We start from the raw sequence: 21,921 nt of genomic DNA, 5'->3' as shown, positions 1-21,921 counted from the left end.
CTTCGACCCGCTTAGCGCCCTTCGCCACTGCACTCTTTCCATTTTGGCGGACTCTGCCCATATTTGGGGCATGGCCAAACTCCCTGACAAAAAGACACCGTCTCCGGCGGGTGACAACGGCGCTTCGCCGCCGAAGCGGCGCAGCCCGCTGACCGATTTCCTCGATGCCTCGGAGCCTCTGCACAGAGGCGGCTTCGCCGAGGCGCCGCAGGCCGACTTCACCGGCACGCCGCTGAGCGGCTCGATTGCCGACTGGGCAGAGCAGATAGAGCAGGAGGCCGAGAAGGAAGGGCGTAGTTCCGGCGGCGCCAAGCCGCCGAAGGTGGCGAAGAAGATTCCGGAACGCTCAACCTCCCCCGGCCGCAGTTCGCGCGGCACCTCGATGGGCGGCGCGGCCACGGCCCGCGAGCGCACCGCCGCCGGCCTCAACCCGGTCGCCGGTCTCGACATCTCGCTGGAAGACGCCGAGACGATGGCCTCGGGCAGCGTCACCGCGACGGTCGCGGCGCTGTCGGCGCTGATCGAATCCGGCAACCCGCTGCACAAGGACGGCGTGCTGTGGACGCCGCACCGCCCTGCCCGCCCGGAAAAATCCGAAGGCGGCATCGCCATCAAGATGGTGTCGGATTTCGAGCCGGCCGGCGACCAGCCGACCGCCATCAAGGATCTTGTCGAGGGCGTCGACAACAATGATCGCACTCAGGTGCTGCTCGGCGTCACCGGCTCCGGCAAAACCTTCACCATGGCCAAGGTGATCGAGCAGACGCAGCGCCCTGCTTTGATCCTGGCGCCCAACAAAACGCTGGCCGCGCAGCTCTATTCCGAGTTCAAGAAATTCTTCCCCGACAATGCGGTCGAGTATTTCGTCTCCTACTACGACTACTACCAGCCGGAAGCCTACGTTCCGCGCACCGACACCTTCATCGAGAAGGAATCCTCGATCAACGAGCAGATCGACCGGATGCGCCATTCGGCCACGCGTTCGCTGCTCGAGCGCGACGACGTCATCATCGTCGCCTCGGTGTCCTGCATTTACGGTATCGGCTCGGTCGAGACCTATACTGCGATGACCTTCCAGATGCAGATCGGCGACCGGCTCGACCAGCGGGCTCTGCTCGCGGATCTGGTCGCCCAGCAGTACAAGCGCCAGGACATCAATTTCGTGCGCGGCTCGTTCCGCGTGCGCGGCGACACGATCGAAATCTTCCCGGCCCACCTTGAGGACCGCGCCTGGCGCATCTCGATGTTCGGCGACGAGATCGAGGCAATCACCGAATTCGATCCGCTCACCGGCCAGAAGACCGGCGAGCTGAAGAGCGTCAAGATCTACGCCAACTCGCACTACGTGACGCCGCGTCCAACGCTCAACCAGGCGATCAAGTCGATCAAGGAGGAGCTCAAGCACCGGCTGGTCGAGCTCGAGCGCGCCGGCCGCCTGCTGGAGGCACAGCGGCTCGAACAGCGCTGCCGCTTCGATCTTGAGATGCTGGAAGCCACCGGCTCCTGCGCCGGCATCGAGAACTATTCGCGCTATCTCACGGGACGCCAGCCGGGCGATCCGCCGCCGACTTTGTTCGAATATATCCCCGACAATGCGCTGGTCTTCATCGACGAAAGCCACGTCACCGTGCCGCAGATCGGCGGCATGTATCGTGGCGACTTTCGCCGCAAGGCGACACTGGCGGAGTATGGTTTTCGCCTGCCCTCCTGCATGGACAATCGCCCGCTGCGCTTCGAGGAATGGGACGCCATGCGTCCGCTCTCCGTCGCGGTTTCTGCGACACCCGGCGCCTGGGAGATGGAACAGGCCGGCGGCGTGTTCGCCGAGCAGGTCATCCGCCCGACCGGCCTGATCGATCCGCCGGTCGAAGTCCGCCCGGCGAAAAGCCAGGTCGACGATGTCGTCGGCGAAATCCGCGACACCACGGCCGCCGGCTACCGCACGCTGGTCACCGTTTTGACCAAGCGCATGGCCGAAGACCTGACCGAATATTTGCATGAGCAAGGCGTGCGCGTTCGCTACATGCACTCCGACATCGACACGCTGGAGCGCATCGAGATTCTGCGCGATCTCCGCCTCGGCGCTTTCGACGTGCTGGTCGGCATCAACCTGCTGCGCGAAGGCCTCGACATTCCCGAATGCGGTTTCGTCGCCATCCTCGACGCCGACAAGGAGGGCTTCCTGCGCTCCGAGACGTCGCTGATCCAGACCATCGGTCGCGCCGCCCGCAACGTCGACGGCAAGGTCATCCTCTATGCCGACCAGGTCACCGGCTCGATGGAGCGGGCGATGGCCGAGACCAACCGCCGCCGCGAAAAGCAGATGGAATGGAATGCGGCCAACGGCATCACCCCGGAATCGGTGAAGTCGCGCATCTCCGACATTCTGGACTCGGTCTACGAGAAGGACCATGTCCGCGCCGATATCTCGCAGTTCACCGACGGCGCCGGTGCGATGATGGGCAACAATCTCAAGGCTCATCTCGACGCCATGGAAAAGCAGATGCGCGACGCCGCCGCCAATCTCGACTTCGAGAAGGCCGCCCGCATCCGCGATGAGATCAAGCGGCTGCGCGAAATGGAACTGTCCATCTCGGAAGATCCGCTGGCCAAATACGCCGACATGGAAAGCCCGGTCTCGGGCCGCGAGAAGGGCAAGCACAACAAGGGCGTGGCCAAGCACCGTACGGCTGAGGAACAGGAGCGGTTCCGCAAGTTCGATGAGGCACGTGCCGCCGAAGAGGCGGCCAGGGCTGCCCGGTCCAACCTCTTCCGCAAGCCGGCGCTCGACGAAATGGGCGCCGACGGCGCCGTGCCGGTAAAGAAGCCACTGTTCGCCAAGCCCTCGATCGACGACATGGGCCCAGGCACCGACATGCCGACACCGGCCGGAGCGGTATCGCGCTCGCTGTTCAAGAAACAGTCGGCCGAAGAGGCGCACGGCTCCGACTTCGGCATTCCGGGCGATGCCACCAAGCCGCTGTTCAAGAAAAACTCGCTGGACGAGATGACCGTGCGGCGCACGGAAAAGCCGGTCGAAGGGAAAGTGCCGGCCAGGCCCCAGCCAATCTCCCCCCGAGTGGGGGAGATGCCCGGCAGGGCAGAGGGGGGCGCGAAGGAACGCGACGATTCCCCAAAACCATTCGTTCGCCAGCGCGCCGGCATCGGCTCCTACGAAGACCCAGGCGACGCCCGCCGCGAAAAGCGCCGGCCGGGCAAGACGGGACGGCCGGGGAAATAGCACCTCTTTCCTACTCCCCTTGTGGGAGAAGGGAAGAGCGCTCCACCACCGCCGCATCCGTCGCCCACTTGCCTCCACCCCCGCCTTTGGTGTAATCGCTCCACACACTCAAAGTTTTGTCTTGAAAGGAGGGCTGCGTGTCTATCGATCACCATCGTCAGCGTGGCCCGATTTCTGCCCTGCGAGTTCGCTTGCAGGGCTGACCAGGGACATCACGGGTTTTTTCCCGTTTCGATTTTTTGGTCTGCCCTTCGTGGTGCGCAAAGCTGAGCCTGATGGCCGGCAAGCACACCGTCAAAGTGCATCCGGAGTTGTCTCCGGCAAGACCAGAGAAATCACAATGGCCCTGATCAGCCTCAAATCCCTTGGCGTCACCATGAGTGCGCCGCTGTTTTCCAACCTCGACCTCACCATCGGCACCGGCGACCGGCTCGGCATCGTTGCCGCCAATGGCCGTGGCAAGTCGACCTTGCTGAAGTGCCTGACCGGCGCGCTGGAGCCGACCTCGGGCGACATTTCTCGCACGCGCGGCCTGCGTGTCGGCCATGTCGAGCAGTCGGTTCCGCCTGCCCTTCTTAGCCGCAGCTTCCATCAGGTGGTGGCCGATGCCTTGCCGGCCGAGCAGGCCGACAGCGAGATGTGGCGCGTCGATGTGGTGCTGGATTCGCTCGACGTGCCCGAGCCGATGCGCGAACGGCCGATGCAGGCGCTGAGCGGCGGATGGCAGCGGCTGGCCCTGATTGCCCGCGTCTGGGTCACCGACCCCGATGTGCTTTTGCTCGACGAGCCCACCAACCATCTCGACCTCGCCAAGATCAGCCAGCTGGAAAGCTGGCTGAACGCCCTGCCGCGCGAGGTGCCGGTGGTCATCGCCAGTCACGACCGCGCCTTTCTCGACGCCGTCACCAACCGCACGCTGTTCCTGCGCCCGGAGGACTCGCCGGTGTTTGCACTGCCCTATTCCAGGGCGAGGCAAGCGCTCGACGACCTGGACGCTTCGACGGCGCGCCGGTTCGAGCGCGACATGAAGGTGGCGCAGCAACTGCGCAAGCAGGCCGCCAAGCTCAACAACATCGGCATCAATTCCGGCAGCGACCTTTTGACGGTGAAGACCAAGCAACTCAGGGAACGGGCGGAGAAGCTGGAAGACGCCGCGGTATCGGCGCATCGCGAGAAATCAGCCGGCGCGATCCGGCTGGCCAACCGCGGCACCCATGCCAAGGTGCTGATTACGCTGGACGACGCCAAGGTGGAAACGCCGGACGGCATGCTGCTGTTCAAGACCGGCAAGCGCCACATCTGCCAGGGCGATCGCATCGTGCTGCTCGGCCGCAACGGCGTCGGCAAGTCGCGTTTCGTCAACCTGATCCGCAATGCCATCTCCGAGCCTGACACGGTGCCGAACGTCAAAGTGACGCCGTCGACGGCGCTCGGTTACAGCGACCAGGCGCTGGCCGGCATCAGTGGCGACGACACGCCGCTGGCCATGGTCTCGCGCCGCTACGATGTCGGCGAGCAGCGCGCCCGTTCGCTGCTTGCCGGCGCCGGCGTTGTCATTGAGATGCAGGAGAAGAAGATCGGCGTACTGTCCGGCGGCCAGAAGGCGCGGCTGATGATGCTGGCGCTGAGACTCGCCAACCCCAACTTCTACCTGCTCGACGAGCCGACCAACCATCTCGACATTGACGGCCAGGAAGCGCTGGAGGAGGAACTGCTCAAGCACCAGGCGAGCTGTGTGCTCGCCTCGCATGACCGTTCCTTCATCCGCGCCGTCGGCAACCGCTTCTGGCTGATCGACAAGCGGCGGCTGACCGAGGTCGAGGATCCCGAGGATTTCTTCCGCTCGGTGGCTGAAACGGCGGGCTGAGGAGCCGCGCCCAGATCGCAGTGGATGGCGCGCCAGCCTATTTTGCCTGGCGCGCATAGCCGCGCAGACGGATCCAGTTGATAACGGCCAGAAGCACATTCACGGCATAGGCGCCTGCTGCCCCGATCGTGCCAAAGGGGATCGGGTCGTCCTCAATCGGGTAGAGGTGTAGTAGCACCACGCCACAGCCAACCGCGCCTAAAACCGAAACGAGCGCCGCGATGGCGACAAGGCGCGGCGCTCGACGGGCAAGGTCGGCATATTCCGGAATGTCGCTGCCCAGAACCTCCTTGAGTGTCGAAATGCTCCGGCTTTGCACCACCGAGGCAATGATGTTGGCGAACGGGATCACCGAGATCGCTAAAACGACTTGGAAGCTCGCCATGTATTCGTCGCGCACCTGGGCAGGGATTTGGCTTGATATGCGTTCGGCGTCACCAAATGCGATAACGAGCTTTTCGCTGTCGGCACGCTTCTGTCGCAAATCGGCCTTGGCTGTGAGATAGCGGGTCAGGCCATGTTTGCCGATTGTCTCGGTGGCGTCCTTGGTCAGAAGCTGGCGCCCAATTGCCTGATCGATCATGTCCTCGACCTTGGTTCCGGCGCGTCGATCCGCCTCGATGTTCAAGGCCGCGCAAAAGTCTGCTGTCGACCGGCTGACCTCTGTCGAGGTCGTCGCGTTCGAAATCAACGCTTGCATCCACCATGTCGCCTGGGCGGCTGACGCATCGTATCTGGCGGTCATGTCCGCCAACATGCCGTCGACACTGGCCTTCACCGCATCGATCATGGCGCTCAATTCCGGCGCCCCATTGTCCAACTCGTTTTTCAGCGCTTCGATGTGCTTCACGGTCATCGCGCGCCCGCTGTGGCGTTTCTTTTTATCATCAGCGAGATCGGCGGGATTCATCCGGCCTTTCGAGTCGGGGACTTCAGGCAAATCGACCTTCTGCAATTTGTGGAAATCATCCAGTTTCCCGGCAAGTGCGGCGGCGGGCAATTCGGCAAGCTTGGCCGCTATCGCGTCCAGTCCCCCACGGTTTTCGGCAAGCACGTGCTGGAGAAAACTGGCGCTCCCCAACCACAATCGCCCCAGTTGATCGCTCGCCTTCTCGATCTGCTCCCCGATTGCTTCCTTTTTGTTGGAAAGCAGATCGGAGACTGTCTGGACACTTCCTGTCTGCGCCAGCACGTGTTGAAATCGTTCACCCAGGCTTGCCGCAAGGAGATACAGGGCGAACCCTTCGAAGCTGCCATCCGACAGCAGCGGCGGCGCGCGATCCAGCAGGTCCGACAGGCAAGCGATAATGTCCCTGTCGCGCGCGACACTAATGGCGGCTTCGTAGCTCTTCTTGACTGGAACCTGGTCGAGGCGAGAGCTTTCTATCTCACTGTCCAGTCTTTTCGCGTCGGTTTCCTTGCTGGCAAGCTCGGCCTCCATGGCGGGAATCTTGGCCTGCGCGTCGTTGTATTTTGTCAGGTCACTTTTGTAGGCGTCCAATGATTCATGATATTGCTTGACGCTGAAGTCGCTGGCGCCGGGCGTCGAGAGCACTTTTGAATCGGGCTCGCGCGGGGCAGCGGCCGATTTAGTGGACCGTATCAAATCGCGCAGTTGACTTATGCTCCTGGACATCTCGGATTTCTGCGACTGCAAAGCTTGCTCGTGCCGAGAAACCTGACTTAAGTACAGCTGCATGGCCGCCTTCGCTTCGACCGTGTTCTTCCCCGGAAGCGCGCCGTCTACGTCTTCGACCGTCAATGGTGACGTTTTCAGAGCAAGCTCGACGAATCCTTGTGGCGTATTCTTGAGCGCCTCGACCAGCGCGGCGAATAGTTTCGCTTCTTCGGCACCATCGAACGATATCGACGACAAATCGATCGTGCTCAGAGGCAGGTTCGCATTGTCATCCGTTTCCTGCAAAAACTTCGCGGCCAGTTCGGAAAGGCCCGCGTGCTGCTCGACTATTTGATCTATCAGCTTTGGCAATTTTTTTTGCCTGCGGCCTTGCTCCAAAAGCAAGGACCATGATTTCAACGGCTCATCATTTAAGTCGACTTCCGTCATATCGATCTCGGCCTTTACACCAAGCTGGTTCACCTCTTTGTCCGACCAGTAGATATCCGCAAGCTCGTGACGCAGTTCAAAATAAAAGCGCATTGCAGCGTACTTCTTTCTGGGATTTATTTGCCCGGAATAGATACAGACAGATAACGACCGTGCGCAAGAGGCCGCAGCAGCCGGCGTTTTGGTAGGTCGATGTCCGATGCGGTCGCTCACCGGTGCCAATGCCCGCCTGCCGCTTCGGGCGAAGGCCGCACAGCTGATCGATTTTCAGCGGGCGGGGATTATATCGCTCTATTGAAACCAGCCTGCCGTAAATATTTTCAGCGCTCTGTCGGATCGCCTGAACCTGCTGCGTCCTTGGGATGCCGACACGATGATGCCGGCTTCATCTGAGGAGAACGCATCATGTCCATCCTGTCATCCATAGGCCGCGTCGCCGCCCGTTACGCACAGAACCGCGCCCGCTATCGAAGCGAGCGCGAGCTTCTGGCCCTGCCGATCGAACTGCGCAAGGATATCGGCTGGCCGGAAATCCTCATCGACGCGCAAAACGGCCCGCGGATCTGCAGGGCGCCCTGACCATGCGGTCGGGAAAGATCGATGCAGGCCGCCGCGGGGCGACCGTTGCTCAGTCATGCGTATCGCCCGACAGCGGCGTCGCCTGCATCGATCGACGCTTTTCGAACGCCTCGAACCAGCGCGTCAGCCGCGCCCGCGCGCGAAAGGACGGCAGCTGGCGGAACGCCATCCAGGACAGCGTGGTGGCAAGCGCTATATGGCCGACATGGAGCGGTGTCTCGTCGTCCAGCGCGCTTTCGATCCAGTCATAGCTGGCCTCGATTTTTTCCCGGTAGCCTTCGGCAAGCGCTGCATAGCGCAACTGTTCGGGCCGCCTTTCCGTCTCCCAGCGCAGGCCTATGCCCGTCTGCGCCAGGCCTTGGGCGACCGCCTGCAGCCGCAACGCCTGCCAGCGCGCTTCGCCGTCCTGCGGCAGCAATTTGCGGCCGTCATGCAGCGTATCGAGATAGGCGCAGATGACATCGGAATCGAAGAGCGGCGGCGCATCCGGCCGCAGCAGCACCGGCACCTTGCCGAGCGGGTTTTCGGCGTAGACACGGGCATTGCGCAAGGTCGGGCTGGTCTCGTGATGAATGACCTCGAGCCGGTCGGCAAGCCCGACCTCATGGGCGAAGACGAGCGCCTTGCGCGCAAAGGGCGAATGGGTCTGGTAATAGAGGATCATTGTCGTCTCAGCGGGTTGGAGAAGCAGTCCCCTTTTCTAGCCTGCTCATACCGAGGATTGCGCTCTGATTGGGCGCCGCCGACGCAAGTTCATTTCACCCCAAAAATCGCATCGGCCCAAAAAATCGCATCAGACATGTAGGATTGCCGCCGCCTCGTTCGTCCTGAGGTTCGCAAAGGCCAGACCAAGCGCCCAGACCAAACCCAAAGAGGAACAAGACATGACCGACCAGACCCCCATTCAGCCGGCCGCGAAAGTTCTCGGTGGATTGACCCCCTATCTGCAGCTGGACGGCGCCTTCAAGGCCGCCGAATTCTACAAGAAGGCCTTCGGCGCCGAGCAGGTGTTCTTCTATCCGCCCGATGAGCAGGGCCGCACCATGCACATCCATCTCCACATCAACGGCTCGACGCTGATGATTTCCGATTTCTACCCCGAAAACGGCATGCCTGCCGTCAAGCCGCAGGGCTATACCATGCAGCTCCATCTCGGCGCCGACGAGATCGATGACTGGTGGAAGCGCGCGGTCGATGCCGGCTGCGAAGTCGCAGTGCCGCTGCAGCTGATGTTCTGGGGCGACCAGTGGGGCAACATGCGCGATCCCTTCGGGGTCGAATGGGCGATGAACGCGCCGGCGAAGAAAGACTGACCACTGCTGACAAAGCTCCTCACCGGCTGACGCCGGTAAGGAGCTTTGTGAGATACTCCAAGGAGAACCTGATGTCCTATGTCGATGGTTTCGTGCTCGCCGTGCCGAAGGCAAATATCGATGACTACAAGAAGCTGGCCAACCTCGCAGGCCCGATATGGAAGGAACACGGAGCGCTCGCCTATGTCGAATGTATCGCCGACGACGTGCCCTATGGTGAGTTGACCTCGTTTCCGCGTGCCGTTCAGGCAAAAGACGACGAGATCGTCGTCTTTGCTTGGGCCGTCTATTCGTCCAGGCAAAGCCGCGACGCGGTAATGGCCAAGGTGATGGCCGATCCCCGTTTGACACCCGATTTGGGGCCCATGCCCTTCGATATGAAGCGCATGATCTTCGGCGGCTTCCAGCCCTTCATCGAGCTTTAGCCGCTGCTCAGTCCAGCTTGTCCAGCAGCGGCTTCAACCTGGCGCCATAGCGCTTCCAGAGATCGACCGAGCCCTGATACATCGGCTGGCGCACCTGCGCGGCCGAGGCCGTGCGCACCGGGCGGTCGGTCTCGTGGAACGACAGCGCCTTGTCGTCCCAGGAGAGGCCGAGATGCCCGATCAGCGCCCGCGTCTGTCCCTCCTGGTCGGCCACGAAATCCTCGTAACGCACGTCATGGACGACGCCCGGCAGAACATCGTGCCAATGCGCCATGATGTCGGTGTAGATGTTGTGGAAATCGGCGAGCTCGCCCAGATCATAGCCGTAGCGGTGGTTGTCGCCGCGGAAATGCACCTTGTAGATCGAAAGGCAGGTCGCCGCCGCATCGCGCGCGCAATGGATGATCTTGGCTTTCGGCAGCATCATATGGATGAAGCCGATGAGCAGGAAGTTGCCGGGCATCTTGTCGGTGACATGCCTGAAGTTGGGATAGCGCTCATGCAGCATGTCGAGATAGGCTTGGCCCGCCTCCGCAAACTCCGCGTCGGATACATCGACCAGTCCCCAGGGGAAACCTCCCGGCATGGTCAGCGGAAATTGCTTGCCGACCGCGGTTTTCAACATGCTGAGCTCGCCCGCGCCATAGACTTGTGGATGGCTGGCGATGATCTGTTCGACCAGCGTGGTGCCGGAGCGCGGCATGCCGACGACGAAAATCGGCGTGTCGTCGGAGATTGCACTTGGCTTGTGCTTTTCGAAAAAGCCGGCGTTGAACACCGTCTTCATCGCCTCGAATTCGGCCCGCGTCCTGACCGGATCATAATCGATGCCCTTGCGGCGGATCGCATTGCCTTCAGCGAAATAGTCGAAGGCCCTGTTATAGTCCTTCAAATCGTCATTGGCCTTGCCGAGACCGAAGGACAGCTGCATGCGTGCCAGGCTGTCGGCCGGCGCCTTGGCATGCTGGGCCTCCATGCCGGCGAGTTCGGCGTCGCGCTCCTTCTGGCGCTTGACCTGCGTCAGCATCAGCCAGGCCTTTGCCATGCCTGGCGTGATCGCCAACGCCTGCCGAAACAGGTCTGCCGCTTCATCGAGCTTGCCTTTTTCCATCAGCCCGACGCCGAGCCCATGCAACAGGTCGGCATCCTTGGGCCGGATCGTCAGCGCCTCGCGAAAGGTCGCCAGCGCCTCATCCAGACGACCGGCTTCCTGCAACGTTTCGGCAAGCCCGATGCGGGCGCGGACATGGAAGGGATTGCGCCCGATTGTGCCGCGATAGATGTCCTCCGCAGCCTCGAACTGGCCGAGCTGTTTCAACGCCGAACCCAGATTGTCGCGTGCCGCGAGCTGGTCGGGCTTGAGATCGACCGCGCCGCGGAAGAAATCGGCGGACGCGGCAACGCGGCCGAGATCGCGCATCACCGTGCCGAGATTGTTGAGGAAATCGGGATTCTTCGGCTGCAGACGCACAGACTGCTCGATCAGCTCCAGCCCTTCGGGGCTGCGCCCGGTCTGGTGCAGCAGCAGGCCCAGGAAATGCGCCGCTGCCGGGTGATTGGCCTTGCGCGCCAGCACCTGCCGGTACAGCGTCTCGGCCTCCTGCCGGCGCCCGCCCTGATGCAGCTGCAGCGCCTGCTGCACATATTGGTCGAGGCCCAGCGGCGGCTGTCCGCCAGCTCCAGCACCCGCCGCTCTTCTCTGATCTCTGTTGATGGGAAACCTGCCGTGTTTGTCCGCTTGCCGGACCTAAGGCATGGAAGAGACAGATTCAAGGGTGCCGCCGGATATCCTCTTCGGTCCGGACAAGGTGTTGCTGCGGTTGAACCCAAAGCAGCGCAGCCCGGTCAAATCAACCGGTTGCTTTCGGCGAGCCGGCGCTCCCGCCGCTGCGTGCCGTCGGTGTCGGCAATCTTGCGCCGTGCCGCTTCGTCGCTTCTTATCGTCAGGCGCACTGACATTGCCTTGGGGAAGAGGACGATTGGCTCGATTGTTGCGGTCGGACGATCCGGCGTTTTCATGATTCTCATATATTTTGCCCTTTCGTAAAAAATAATCTTAGGCACTGGAATAATTATTCCGATGCTCTCTAAATAAGAAACTGGCTGATATTGTTCCAGGATAGCAGATTTATTAGAGGTTTATACGAGAAATTTTTTATATCGGCCGAGCCGTGGCGGAAATCAGCTTGAATAATCAGCAATTTCGGATTATTGGTCTGAGATCGTTTTTTGGGCCAAGCTTGGCATATAGCGGCGTCGGAGATACTCGACCCGCCAAACTCATTCCAATCGCCGATGGTTGAGTTCCCGGTTGATGCCGGAAAGCATCGACGAACCAGAGCCAAGCCAATGCCGGATCGCACCACCCGTTCCATCGCCCATTTCGCGGCACCCTTCGTGCTTAGCGGGCTGGAAGGGCAACTGCCGGCCGGCGACTATGACATCGATCACGACGAAGAGCTGATCGAGGGCATGTCGCGGCTTGCCTGGCGTCGCGTCGCCACCTTCATCCACTTGCCGGCAAGGGCGGTGAAGAACCCGGCCACCAGCCAGCTTGTCGCCATCGACTACCTCGAACTCGAAACAGCGCTGAGGCGCGACCAGGAGAACGCAGCATGATCCGCTTCCAGCAGAATGCGCGTCCGCGCACCGACACGCCCTCGCACCTTTTCGCCATCGGCCAGACCGTGCGCATGAAGAGCCGCAGCGGGCTCGCCCAGCAGACCGCCGAGCTGTTTCAGATCAAGAGCAGATTGCCGGTCAAGGATGGCTCGCCGCAATATCGCATCCGCAGCGAGGAGGAGACCTATGAGCGGGTCACCACGGAAGACAACCTCGAAGTGGCGGACGCCCCGGCTGTCCCCGACAGCCCGGCCGTCTGACACCGCACCCACCCAGCACGTACGAAGGAGCAGACAGATGGCCAAGGGTCAGCAGCGCAGCAATCGCGAAACGCGCAAGCCCAGGAAAGACAAGGTGGTGGCCAAGGCCGCCTCCCCGTTCGGTTCCTCGGTCAAGCAGGCAGAGAGCAGCCTGAAGCCGAAGTCGAAGGGCTGACCAGGCAGGGCGCGCCTGGCGCACCTGCCGGCAATGGACTGACGATCTCGGACTGACGATCTCGCGCAAAACTCTGCAACGGAGGCTTGCTTGACGTTCTTCGTCGAGCCGCTCGCGCGACGTCTACGAAGCCACGCTCGACAAGGTATCGCTGGACGCGCCGAACCTGCGCGCCGCCCTGCAGGGCGCCACCGCGCTGTTCCACAGCCTCGCCATGCCGCAGATCCCCGACCGTCTGCGCATTTGCGACGAGGACGGCGCAGAGCTTTATGCCGGCCCGGCCGACGGGGCGTATTCGGCGTAGGCAACCACTCCGATCCGCGACCTTGCCTTCTCCCTTGGGGGTGAGAAGCGGTCCGCGCAGCAGACGAAAAGCCAATTGTTGGCTTTTCGAGTTTCGAACGCCCTGAGCCTGCGAAGGACCAAGGGTGGTCCGGTCCACCCGCCCGGTCCCCGCTGCTTCGCAGGGTCCCGGCATTCGCCGCCTTTTTTATCGTGCCAGTGGGACGGTGAATTCGCCTCCGGCGGACTCACCCGACAGGGGAGAAGGAAAATCAGCAGGGGCCGTCCTCGACGACATGGTAGTCGGCGGCACGGGCCTCGCAGGCGTTGGGAAAGGTGCGCAGCTCGCCATGGCGGCGGGCGCAGACCGGGGCGTATTCGCGCGTGCAGAATGTCGGCTCTTCGCCGCCACCACCGCCACCACCGCCACCACCGCCGTCGCGGCAAGGGCCGTCGCGAACGATGCGGTAGCCTTCCCGTTCGGCAAGGCAGGCATTGGCGAAGGTCTGGCGGTCACCGCCGCGCCGCGCGCAGACCGGCTCGTACTGCCTGGTGCAGAATTCCGGTTCCGGCCGTGGCGGGCGCGGACGTGGTCCCGGCCCGTCATCGACGACGACGGTGCAGGCCGCAAGAAGACCCGACAGGAAGAGAATAATAAAACCCTGGCGCGAGAAGATCGTCGCAAGAAATCTCATGAATATGCCTCCCTCGAGACCCCCGTCCCCGGCGCAAAACGCGCCTGTCGATCCTCGCCATTCCCTTGCCAAATGCAACCCCCGTTTGCGGCGCGGGAGCCATGCGATGCCCGGCCCGCGCATTGCTTTGGCCCTGGACCAGACCGCTGGACCATGCGTGGCCGGGCTCTGGCTGATGAACTCTTAAGAACCCAGGTTTATCGAAGCGCCTTCGTTGGGATGCGTCGATGGACGCGGCCCGCGGCGCTATCTTGCAACTATCACGTTTCCGTGCGATAAATTTTGTGTTCGGGCATTTGCGACCCGGAGAGCGGAACGTTTTGGACGACCTTTCCCCGATACTGTGAATCTCTGACGGCCCCGTTTTCGGCGGGGGGTTTTACCATGCGCAAATGCAGGACTGCCGAAGCAACCACCGGGACTTGCCCACGATGCCAGGCGGCGGGCAAACCATAAGACTGACACGGGTGAAGGAGTTTCCCCAATGGCCCAGACCGGCACCGTTAAATTCTTCAACGCGACCAAAGGCTTCGGCTTCATCACGCCCGACGGCGGCGCCAAGGATGTGTTCGTCCACATTTCCGCGATCGAGGCCTCGGGCCTGCGTACCCTCGTCGACGGCCAGAAGGTCACCTTCGACGTTGAACCCGACCGCATGGGCAAGGGTCCGAAGGCCGTCAACCTCCGCGCGGCCTGAACCGGCGGTGCCCGCGCGCCCGTCAGGGCGCTCGAAAAAGCACCTCAAGCGTGCTTGAACCGGCGTTGTCAGCCGTCCAGAGTTTCGAAGGCGCGACGTTTCCCGTTGCGCCTTTTTCATGTCCGCCGTCGCCGCAGGCAAAGGACGCTTTACCGGTCAATGCCGTGGCTGATCGCCGGAGCAATCGTCTGGCGCGAATTGCCTTCGGTGCAACAATCTATTTGACCAGCCTTCAGCGTTGCCGCCCTGGCCAAAACTTTCTCTTGCCGATAGCGCTAAAATAAAGGACAAATTTCCCTTCGGGCATTTGCCGGCCCGAAACTGGACTTTATGGGATCAAAGGGAGCTTCCCATGCCGCAGACCGGCACCGTCAAATTCTTCAATCATGCCAAAGGCTTCGGCTTCATTACACCCGACGACGGGCAGAAGGATGTCTTCGTTCATATTTCGGCCGTGCAGGCTTCGGGTCTTTCCGGTCTGGAGGATGGACAGAAAGTGACATTCGACACCGAGCCGGACAAGCGCGGCAAGGGTCCGAAGGCCGTCAACCTGTCGGTCGGCTAAGCCGGCTCAAGACAGTCCGGACGGAGATTGACGAGGCGGAGCGCCTTGCGTACGCGCTTGGTTTTGCCGCAAGAACTGGATCGTATCAGCCAATTCCGTTCAGCCCCCGTTCAGCCACGGTCTTCCTATTAATCGTCCCCTAGGCTGGACCGCATCCCCGAAAACTATCCGGGCCGGCACGAAGGAGACCAAAATGAATCGCATTTTCAAGACCGCCATCCTGGGCGCCGCTCTCGCCGCGACCACCCTCGCCACCTTGCCTGCCGCCAATGCCAAGGACTGGAACCGCTGGCATCATGGCCATGGTCGTCATCATAATGGCGACGCGCTTGCGGCCGGTGTCGTCGGCCTTGCGGCCGGCGCTCTGATCGCCGGTGCGCTGAGCAACCCGCAGCCGCGCTACAGCAGCTATGACGACGATTACGACTACCGCGAAGTGCGGCCGGCGCCGGTGCGCCGTTACTATGCCGAACCGCGGGTCGTCTATGCCGACCGCTATGCCGAGCCGTGGACCCGCGACTGGTACGAATACTGCTCGGACCGCTACCGGAGCTTCAATGCCCGCAGCGGCACGTTCACCGGCAATGACGGTGAGCAGCATTTCTGCGTCGCGAATTGAGCTTCCCTGTCCCACAAAAAGCGCTGACCGCAAGGCCAGCGCTTTTTTTCTTGGCAGAAAGACATCGCTAAGTCAGGAAGGGATTGGTCCGCCTTTCCTCGCCAAAGCGGCCACCCGGGCCGTGGCCGCAGATGAAGCCGATCTCGTCACCGAGCGGCAAAAGCTTGTCCTTGATCGAGGCGATCAGCGCCGCATGGTCGCCGCCCGGCAGGTCGGTGCGCCCGACCGAGCCGCGAAACAGCACGTCGCCGACATGAGCGAACTTCGCCGCGCGATTGTAGTATACGACATGGCCGGGCGCATGGCCGGGGCAGTGCAGCACCTCGAACATATGTGAGCCGAACGAAACCGTCTCGCCCTCTGCGAGAAACCGGTCGGGCACGCAGTTGCGCGCCCCGGCAATGCCGTAGCGCTGGCCCTGGTTCTCAAGATTGTCGAGCAATAGCTTGTCGGCTTCGTGCGGGCCGATGATCTCGATGCCGAGTGCTTCCTTCAGCTCCATGGCGCCGCCGGCGTGATCGATGTGGCCATGGGTGATCCAGATCGCAGCGGCGGTGATCGCATTGTCCTTCAGCACCGCCAGCACCTTGTCGATGTCGCCGCCCGGATCGACGACGACGCCATGCTTGTCATCCATGTCGAACAGGATGGTGCAGTTCTGCTGGAAAGGCGTGACCGGCACGATGCCGGCATTGAGCTGACCCATGATTGTCCTTTCGCTGTTCCAGCGTGATGTAGAGGCACGGGCGAAGGCCGTCCACTGCTGAAAGGCAAACAGTCCGTCCTGAAACAGAAATGGGCGGCCCAACAGCCGCCCATTTGACGAAGCCTCAGTCTCAAGCAATTCCAGGAAAAGTGTAAAGCGGTTTTCCGTCCGGAATTGCGTAAAACAACAAACTAGATCATTCGCCGTGAAACGGTGAATGATCTAGTTGGCTTACTTCTTCATCGCGCCCATGACCGCACCGATGATGCCGGTCAGGATGGCGCCGCCGCCGGCGCCGCCGAGCAGGTTTTTGAGGTTCAGCGTATCGCCCAATCCGCCCGCTGCCGTGGCAGCCGCTGCCGGGTCGGCCGTGCCGCCGAGCAGGCTGCCGAGGATCGCCGCGCCGCCGACGCCGCCAACGGCGCCACCGATGATTTTGGTCAGCTGGCCCATCGCCGCATTCTTCAGCGCAACGCCGACCGCCTGACCACCGACAACACCTGCAATTACCTGTACAACGAGCGCAATGAGCGTATTCGTATCCATGTACCTAGTCCCTCCATAGCTGCCAGCCTCCCGGGCCGACACCATCATGAGACGCTGAATTATACGAAAGTCAAATGCACAGATGCTGAAATAAAGGGGCGGGCCTCAAAACCGCCCCTGCTTGCGAAAAAAGCTGTGACTTCCGTTATTCTGCGGCTATCGAATGCTTAGGTTGCACCGCAGCAGAATAGTCGTTCATCAAAGTCTTGGCGATCTCGCCGACCTCGAATCGGTACGGACCGATCTCGGAGACCGGCGTCACTTCCGCTGCCGTTCCGGTGAGGAAGCACTGTTCGAAGCCTTCGAGTTCCTCAGGCATGATGGCGCGCTCGACGACTTCAAGGCCGCGGTCCTTGGCGAGGCCGATGACGGTGCGGCGGGTGATGCCGTCGAGGAAGCAATCGGGCTTCGGCGTGTGGATCTTGCCATCCTTGACGAAGAAGATGTTGGCGCCCGTTGCTTCGGCGACCTGGCCGCGCCAGTCGAGCATCATGGCATCGGCATAGCCCTTGGCCTCGGCGGCATGCTTGGACATGGTGCAGATCATGTAGAGGCCGGCGGCTTTCGACTTCGACGGCGCGGTACGCGGATCGGGCCGGCGCCATTCCGCCAGATCGAGACGGATGCCCTTGAGCTTCTGCGCCGGGTCGAAATAGCTCGGCCATTGCCAGATGGCGATGGCGCAGTTGATGCGGCTGTTCTGCGCCGACACGCCCATCTGTTCGCTGCCGCGCCAGGCGATCGGCCTGACATAGGCGTCCTGGAACCCCTGCTTCTTCAGAAGGGTGGTCGAGGCGTCATTGAGCTCGGCCACGGAATAGGGAATATTGAAGCCGAGCAGGCGCGCCGATTCATGCAGGCGCTCGGTGTGCTCGTTGAGCTTGAAGATGGCGCCGCCATAGGCGCGCTCGCCCTCGAAGACGGCGCTGGCATAGTGCAGGCCGTGGGTCAGCACGTGGATCTTGGCGTCGGCCCATTTGACGAACTCGCCGTTGATCCAGATGAAGCCGTCCAGTTGGTCGAAGGGAACGGATGCCATGGAAACCTCCCGCGGGCGGCGACCCGCATATCATTGGTGTTGTTCTTGTTGCGCGACAGCCGCGTCGGGCGGCCCTTGAAGCGTAAGCGGAGAATCGAACTCTGGCAAACTCAGGAAGTTCCGGAAAAACCGCACTCCCTTCCCTTTTCGTTCGCAATCCGCCCAAAAGCTTGCCAAAAAGTTACCATTGCAGGGGAATTACGTCAATAGTACTGACATATTTGCCTCTATGGACGGAGAAATGATGACGGACCGAAGCCCAGCTGCCGGAAAACCGATCAAGACGCCGATCACCGACGAGGATGGCATCGACTTCGCCATCATCGAACTGTTCTTCTTTGCGTATCGCGATTTCACTTCCGATCCGGACCAGATCCTGGCCGATTACGGCTTTGGCCGCGCTCATCACCGTGTGCTGCATTTCGTCAACCGCCGGCCGGGACTGACGGTCGCCGAACTGCTCGACGTGCTCAAGATCACCAAGCAGAGCCTGGCGCGGGTGCTCAAGCAGCTGATCGACACCGACCATATCGTCCAATTGCAGGGTCCGCGCGACCGCCGCCAGCGGGAGCTCTATCCGACAGCCAAGGGCCGCGCCCTGGCGCTGGCCCTGGCGCGGCCACAGTCACGCCGCATCCGTGCTGCATTGGAAGATTCCGGAGCCAGCGAGCGTCCCTTGATCGAACGATTCCTGGAAGCCATGGTCAATCCGGAACTAAGGGCGCAGATCGACATTGTGCCTGCAAACATGTCAGGGAAAAGCCATGGAGACCATTGAGAGGGTTGACCAGCCGGCGGCGCCGGACGATGACGCGCCGCATCTGCTTGTGGTCGACGACGACACCCGCATCCGCAATTTGCTCAAGCAGTATCTGACCGAAAATGGCTTTCGCGTCACTGTCGCCGGAAATGCCGGCGAGGCCAGGCGCAAGCTCGCCGGACTCGACTTCGACCTCCTTGTCCTCGACGTCATGATGCCCGGAGAGACCGGCGTCGACCTCACCAAGGCGCTGCGGGCGGAGAAGAACGTGCCGATCCTGATGCTCACCGCGCTATCGGAAACCGACAGCCGCATCACCGGGCTCGAGGCCGGCGCCGACGACTATCTGCCCAAGCCCTTCGACCCGCGCGAACTGATCCTGCGCATCAACAACATCCTGCGCCGCGGCGGCCCGGCGACGACGCCCAAGGTCGAGCAGCTGGTCTTCGGCCCCTACACCTTCCAGATCGCCAGGCGCGAGCTGAAGCGGGGCGGCGAGGCGCTGAAGCTGACCGACCGCGAGCAGGAGATCCTGGCGATCTTTGCCGCGCGGGCCGGCGAAACGATCCCGCGCCATGAACTTGTCGGCGACGATTCGGAAGTCGGCGAGCGCACCATCGACGTTCAGATCAACCGGCTGCGCCGCAAGATCGAGCGCGATCCGTCCAATCCGGTCTGGCTGCAGACGGTGCGCGGTATTGGGTATCGGCTCAGCGTGGAATAGAATGCCGCTGACGGCCGCCCTTGGCCATAGATGTGTGGCCATCGACCAGCGGCCATTGACCCAGCGAAAGGACAAATGGCGACCACGCAACTGGAACGGCCGGAACAGGGCGGCTTTGGCGCGCGCGTATCACGCGCGCTGAAAGCAATGCCGCGTGCCTGGAAGCGGTTCTGGCGGCTGGTTGCGTTCTATATGCCCAAGCGGCTTTATGCCCGCTCGCTGATCATCGTCATCGCGCCGATGATCCTTCTGCAGTCGGTCGTCGCCTTCGACTTCATGGAACGCCACTGGGCAACCGTGACGCAGCGCCTGTCGCAGGCCACCGTGCGCGACATCGCCGCGATCATCGACATGATCGAGACCTATCCGCACGATGGCGACTACGCGAACATCATCCGCATCGCCCAGGACCGCATGCAGTTGAAGGTCGACCTCTTGCCGCCCGACCCGTTGCCCGCGCCTGGACCCAAGCCCTTCTTCTCGATCCTTGACGACGTCCTTTCCACCGAGATCACCCGCCAGATCAACCGCCCGTTCTGGATCGACACGGTCGGCAATTCCAACATCGTCGAGGTTCGCATCCAGCTCGAGGGCAAGGTGCTGCGCGTCTTCGTGCGCCGCAGCCAGGCCTATGCCTCCAACACCCACATCTTCCTGATCTGGATGGTCGGGACGTCGCTGGTGCTGCTGACGATCGCCATCCCCTTCCTTCGCAACCAGATCCGGCCGATCCTGTCTCTGGCCGAGGCCGCCGAAAGCTTCGGCAAGGGCCGGCCGATGCCGCGCGATTTCCGCCCACGCGGCGCCGAGGAGGTTCGCCGGGCCGGCTTTGCCTTCATCCAGATGCGCGAGCGCATCGAACGCCAGCTGGAACAGCGCACCGCCATGCTCACCGGCGTCAGCCACGATCTCAGAACCATCCTCACCCGCTTCAAGCTGCAGCTGGCGCTGGCCGGCGGCAAGCCCGAGACCAAGGCCGCGCTCAACCAGGACATCGACGACATGCAGTCGATGCTGGAAGGCTATATCGCCTTTGCCCGCGGCGAAGCGTCGGAAGATGCCGGCCATTTCGATCTCGAGGCCTATTTCCAAAAGCTCGGCGAGGAGGCGTCGCTGCACAAGCGCAAGCTATCGACCGTGCTCGCCGGTGATCCGGACGTGCATGTGCGCCCGCACGCTTTCGCCCGGCTGTTGTCCAATGTCGCCGGCAATGCCTTGCGCTATGCCAAGACGGTGGAGATCAGCGCCGATCACGGCCGCGGCTCGCTCGTCGTCACCATCGACGATGACGGTCCGGGCATTCCGCTGGAAAAGCGCGAGGACGTGTTCAAACCGTTCGTGCGGCTCGACGAAGCGCGCAACCTCGACGCCAGCGGCACCGGCCTTGGCCTCTCCATCGCCCGCGACATCGCCCGCAGCCATGGCGGCGACATCACGCTGGAAGACAGCCCGCTCGGCGGCCTGCGCGCCGTGATCAAGGTGCCCGCCTGACCGGGGCATGATACCGGGAAGGCGGGTTCAGCCCAAACCACCTTCATCCGCCCGTCATGAAACCATGGTCAAGAGCGCGCATGAAGCGCGCGACCTCAGTTGATTCGGCTCAGCCGCCTTACTTCGACCTCGTGCCTGCCCGGGTGCGGTGGAGCGAAGCGAGGGCAGCCGGGCCGTACCGCTATCGCATCAAGGCAACCGTCGACCCGAGCAAAGGACCGCCATGCGCATCCTGATGGTCACCGACGCCTGGCGGCCGCAAGTCAACGGCGTCGTCCACACGCTGGAGCGGCTCACCGAAACGCTGAAAACCTTCGACGTTGCGGTCGACTTCCTGACCCCGAATATCTTTCGCACCTTGCCGTTGCCGACCTACCCCGACATCAGGCTGGCGCTGACCACGCCCGGTCATGTCGCGCGGCTGATCGAGGCTCGCAAGGCCGACCATATCCATATCGTCACCGAAGGCCCGCTCGGCATCATGGCGCGGCGCTATTGCCGCAATGCCGGCCGTCCCTTCACCACCAGCTATCACACCCGCTTTCCCGAATATCTCAGCGCCCGCCTGCCGGTGCCGGAGAGCTGGGCCTATCGCTGGCTGCGTGATTTCCACAATTCCGGACAAGGCACGCTGGTCGCCACCCAGTCGCTGGCGGAGGACCTTGCGTCGCGAGGCTTCACCAAGCTCAGGCCGTGGACGCGGGGCGTCGACACCGATCACTTCCGCCCGGACAAGAAGAAGGACCTCGGCTTTCCCGGCCCGGTATTCCTGTGCGTCGGCCGCGTCGCCATCGAGAAGAACCTGAGCGCCTTCCTCGATCTCGACCTGCCCGGCAGCAAGGTGATCGTCGGCGAAGGACCGGAACTGGCCAGGCTCAGGGCGAAGTACCCGCAGGCGCACTTCCTCGGCCATCGCCCGAACGATGAGCTGGCCGAGATCTACGCCTCGGCTGATGTTTTCGTTTTCCCCAGCCGCACCGACACGTTCGGCAACGTGATCATCGAGGCGCTGGCCAGCGGCACGCCGGTGGCCGCCTATCCGGTCACCGGACCGATCGACATTGTCGGCGACGGCATCGGCGGCGCGGTGTCGACCGATCTGCGCGAGGCCTCGCTCGCAGCGCTCAATGTCGACCGCGCCGAGGCGCGCGAACGCGCCATGCGCTACAGCTGGAAAGCCTGCGCCGAAATGTTCATGGACACGGTCGAAGAGGCGCTGAGCACAAGGCGCAAGCTGGCCGCCTGAC

23 protein-coding genes and 1 pseudogene are annotated in these 21,921 nt (G+C 62.3%); 15 read left to right on the top strand and 9 right to left on the bottom strand.

Annotated elements, in window-relative coordinates; translation table 11 throughout:
- Window positions 1-70: 70 nt before the first annotated feature.
- Window positions 71-3,241 carry an excinuclease ABC subunit UvrB gene (gene uvrB / locus NKI37_RS05195; protein WP_352789458.1) on the top strand — a complete coding sequence of 1,057 codons (3,171 nt, stop codon included), beginning with the start codon at window positions 71-73 and terminating at the stop codon, window positions 3,239-3,241.
- Window positions 3,242-3,581: 340 nt separating this feature from the next.
- Window positions 3,582-5,108 (top strand): ABC-F family ATP-binding cassette domain-containing protein, encoded by a 1,527-nt coding sequence (locus NKI37_RS05190; protein WP_352789455.1) that lies wholly within the window; start codon window positions 3,582-3,584, stop codon window positions 5,106-5,108.
- Between the two features lie 37 nt (window positions 5,109-5,145).
- On the opposite strand, the gene NKI37_RS05185 is transcribed toward NKI37_RS05190, so the two are convergent.
- Window positions 5,146-7,269 (bottom strand): hypothetical protein, encoded by a 2,124-nt coding sequence (locus tag NKI37_RS05185; protein WP_352789452.1) that lies wholly within the window; start codon window positions 7,267-7,269, stop codon window positions 5,146-5,148.
- Window positions 7,270-7,581: 312 nt separating this feature from the next.
- Here NKI37_RS05185 and NKI37_RS05180 point away from each other — a divergent pair, with 312 nt between their 5' ends.
- Window positions 7,582-7,755, top strand: a complete 174-nt coding sequence (locus tag NKI37_RS05180) for a hypothetical protein (protein ID WP_023672009.1) — start codon at window positions 7,582-7,584, stop codon at window positions 7,753-7,755.
- Window positions 7,756-7,804: 49 nt separating this feature from the next.
- Here the strand turns inward: NKI37_RS05180 and NKI37_RS05175 are convergent, their stop codons facing one another.
- Window positions 7,805-8,419 (bottom strand): glutathione S-transferase family protein, encoded by a 615-nt coding sequence (locus tag NKI37_RS05175; RefSeq protein ID WP_352629404.1) that lies wholly within the window; start codon window positions 8,417-8,419, stop codon window positions 7,805-7,807.
- Between the two features lie 220 nt (window positions 8,420-8,639).
- Here NKI37_RS05175 and NKI37_RS05170 point away from each other — a divergent pair.
- Window positions 8,640-8,981: pseudogene (locus tag NKI37_RS05170) on the top strand (VOC family protein); the annotation flags it as partial.
- On the opposite strand, the gene NKI37_RS05165 reads toward NKI37_RS05170, so the two are convergent.
- Complete coding sequence (locus NKI37_RS05165) at window positions 8,888-9,253, bottom strand: hypothetical protein (RefSeq protein ID WP_352460608.1); 366 nt, start codon at window positions 9,251-9,253, stop codon at window positions 8,888-8,890. The pseudogene NKI37_RS05170 and the gene NKI37_RS05165 overlap by 94 nt on opposite strands.
- Here NKI37_RS05165 and NKI37_RS05160 point away from each other — a divergent pair.
- Complete coding sequence (locus NKI37_RS05160) at window positions 9,140-9,493, top strand: DUF1428 domain-containing protein (protein WP_023683729.1); 354 nt, start codon at window positions 9,140-9,142, stop codon at window positions 9,491-9,493. The two genes, NKI37_RS05165 and NKI37_RS05160, sit on opposite strands and share 114 nt — an antisense overlap.
- Window positions 9,494-9,500: 7 nt before the next feature.
- On the opposite strand, the gene NKI37_RS05155 is transcribed toward NKI37_RS05160, so the two are convergent.
- Entirely contained in the window at window positions 9,501-11,135 is a 1,635-nt protein-coding gene (locus tag NKI37_RS05155) for a tetratricopeptide repeat-containing sulfotransferase family protein (RefSeq protein ID WP_023831415.1), read from the bottom strand.
- Window positions 11,136-11,338: 203 nt separating this feature from the next.
- On the bottom strand, window positions 11,339-11,521 hold the full coding sequence (locus NKI37_RS05150) for a hypothetical protein (protein ID WP_023695784.1): 183 nt from the start codon (window positions 11,519-11,521) through the stop codon (window positions 11,339-11,341).
- A 321-nt stretch (window positions 11,522-11,842) separates the two neighbouring features.
- On the opposite strand from NKI37_RS05150, the gene NKI37_RS05145 reads away from it, so the two are divergent.
- The 3 genes from NKI37_RS05145 to NKI37_RS05135 are packed head-to-tail and all read left to right on the top strand — an operon-like array spanning window position 11,843 to window position 12,550.
- Complete coding sequence (locus NKI37_RS05145) at window positions 11,843-12,112, top strand: hypothetical protein (protein ID WP_023701590.1); 270 nt, start codon at window positions 11,843-11,845, stop codon at window positions 12,110-12,112.
- Window positions 12,109-12,375 carry a hypothetical protein gene (locus NKI37_RS05140; protein WP_023814998.1) on the top strand — a complete coding sequence of 89 codons (267 nt, stop codon included), beginning with the start codon at window positions 12,109-12,111 and terminating at the stop codon, window positions 12,373-12,375. Before NKI37_RS05145 ends, NKI37_RS05140 begins: the two co-directional genes overlap by 4 nt.
- A 37-nt stretch (window positions 12,376-12,412) precedes the next feature.
- Window positions 12,413-12,550, top strand: coding sequence for a hypothetical protein (locus NKI37_RS05135; RefSeq protein ID WP_023695786.1), 138 nt, complete (start codon window positions 12,413-12,415; stop codon window positions 12,548-12,550).
- Window positions 12,551-13,104: 554 nt separating this feature from the next.
- Here the strand turns inward: NKI37_RS05135 and NKI37_RS05130 are convergent.
- Window positions 13,105-13,527: a Kazal-type serine protease inhibitor domain-containing protein gene (locus tag NKI37_RS05130; protein WP_352789447.1), complete on the bottom strand. Its 423-nt coding sequence runs from the start codon at window positions 13,525-13,527 to the stop codon at window positions 13,105-13,107.
- 484 nt (window positions 13,528-14,011) lie between these two features.
- Between NKI37_RS05130 and NKI37_RS05125 the strand changes: the two genes are divergently transcribed.
- From NKI37_RS05125 to NKI37_RS05115, 3 genes are all read left to right on the top strand, one after another.
- On the top strand, window positions 14,012-14,224 hold the full coding sequence (locus NKI37_RS05125) for a cold-shock protein (protein ID WP_006202520.1): 213 nt from the start codon (window positions 14,012-14,014) through the stop codon (window positions 14,222-14,224).
- A gap of 352 nt (window positions 14,225-14,576) precedes the next feature.
- Window positions 14,577-14,789: a cold-shock protein gene (locus tag NKI37_RS05120; RefSeq protein ID WP_023672019.1), complete on the top strand. Its 213-nt coding sequence runs from the start codon at window positions 14,577-14,579 to the stop codon at window positions 14,787-14,789.
- 193 nt (window positions 14,790-14,982) lie between these two features.
- The gene (locus NKI37_RS05115; protein WP_023672020.1) at window positions 14,983-15,408 is read left to right on the top strand and encodes a BA14K family protein; all 426 of its coding nucleotides are present in this window, start codon (window positions 14,983-14,985) and stop codon (window positions 15,406-15,408) included.
- Window positions 15,409-15,475: 67 nt separating this feature from the next.
- Here NKI37_RS05115 and NKI37_RS05110 read toward each other — a convergent pair whose 3' ends face one another.
- The 3 genes from NKI37_RS05110 to NKI37_RS05100 all read right to left on the bottom strand — a co-directional run bounded on the left by NKI37_RS05110 (window position 15,476) and on the right by NKI37_RS05100 (window position 17,699).
- Window positions 15,476-16,114 (bottom strand): MBL fold metallo-hydrolase, encoded by a 639-nt coding sequence (locus tag NKI37_RS05110; RefSeq protein WP_023683724.1) that lies wholly within the window; start codon window positions 16,112-16,114, stop codon window positions 15,476-15,478.
- A gap of 231 nt (window positions 16,115-16,345) precedes the next feature.
- Window positions 16,346-16,660, bottom strand: a complete 315-nt coding sequence (locus tag NKI37_RS05105) for a hypothetical protein (RefSeq protein ID WP_023686110.1) — start codon at window positions 16,658-16,660, stop codon at window positions 16,346-16,348.
- Between the two features lie 145 nt (window positions 16,661-16,805).
- On the bottom strand, window positions 16,806-17,699 hold the full coding sequence (locus NKI37_RS05100; protein ID WP_352789445.1) for a branched-chain amino acid aminotransferase: 894 nt from the start codon (window positions 17,697-17,699) through the stop codon (window positions 16,806-16,808).
- 244 nt (window positions 17,700-17,943) lie between these two features.
- Here NKI37_RS05100 and NKI37_RS05095 point away from each other — a divergent pair, with 244 nt between their 5' ends.
- The 4 genes from NKI37_RS05095 (at window position 17,944) to NKI37_RS05080 (ending at window position 21,920) form a co-directional block, all read left to right on the top strand.
- Complete coding sequence (locus NKI37_RS05095) at window positions 17,944-18,477, top strand: MarR family winged helix-turn-helix transcriptional regulator (RefSeq protein ID WP_023683723.1); 534 nt, start codon at window positions 17,944-17,946, stop codon at window positions 18,475-18,477.
- Entirely contained in the window at window positions 18,464-19,183 is a 720-nt protein-coding gene (locus tag NKI37_RS05090) for a response regulator (RefSeq protein ID WP_023744302.1), read from the top strand. Before NKI37_RS05095 ends, NKI37_RS05090 begins: the two co-directional genes overlap by 14 nt.
- Window positions 19,184-19,258: 75 nt before the next feature.
- Complete coding sequence (locus NKI37_RS05085) at window positions 19,259-20,674, top strand: ATP-binding protein (protein WP_352521343.1); 1,416 nt, start codon at window positions 19,259-19,261, stop codon at window positions 20,672-20,674.
- Between the two features lie 223 nt (window positions 20,675-20,897).
- Window positions 20,898-21,920 (top strand): glycosyltransferase family 4 protein, encoded by a 1,023-nt coding sequence (locus NKI37_RS05080; RefSeq protein WP_023683722.1) that lies wholly within the window; start codon window positions 20,898-20,900, stop codon window positions 21,918-21,920.
- The last annotated feature ends 1 nt before the right edge of the window (window position 21,921 follow it).

The sequence above is a fragment of the Mesorhizobium sp. M0626 genome (assembly GCF_040320665.1).
GTDB lineage: Bacteria > Pseudomonadota > Alphaproteobacteria > Rhizobiales > Rhizobiaceae > Mesorhizobium.
Note: the sequence above shows the minus strand (reverse complement) of the source record. Positions and strands in the feature narration are given on the sequence as shown.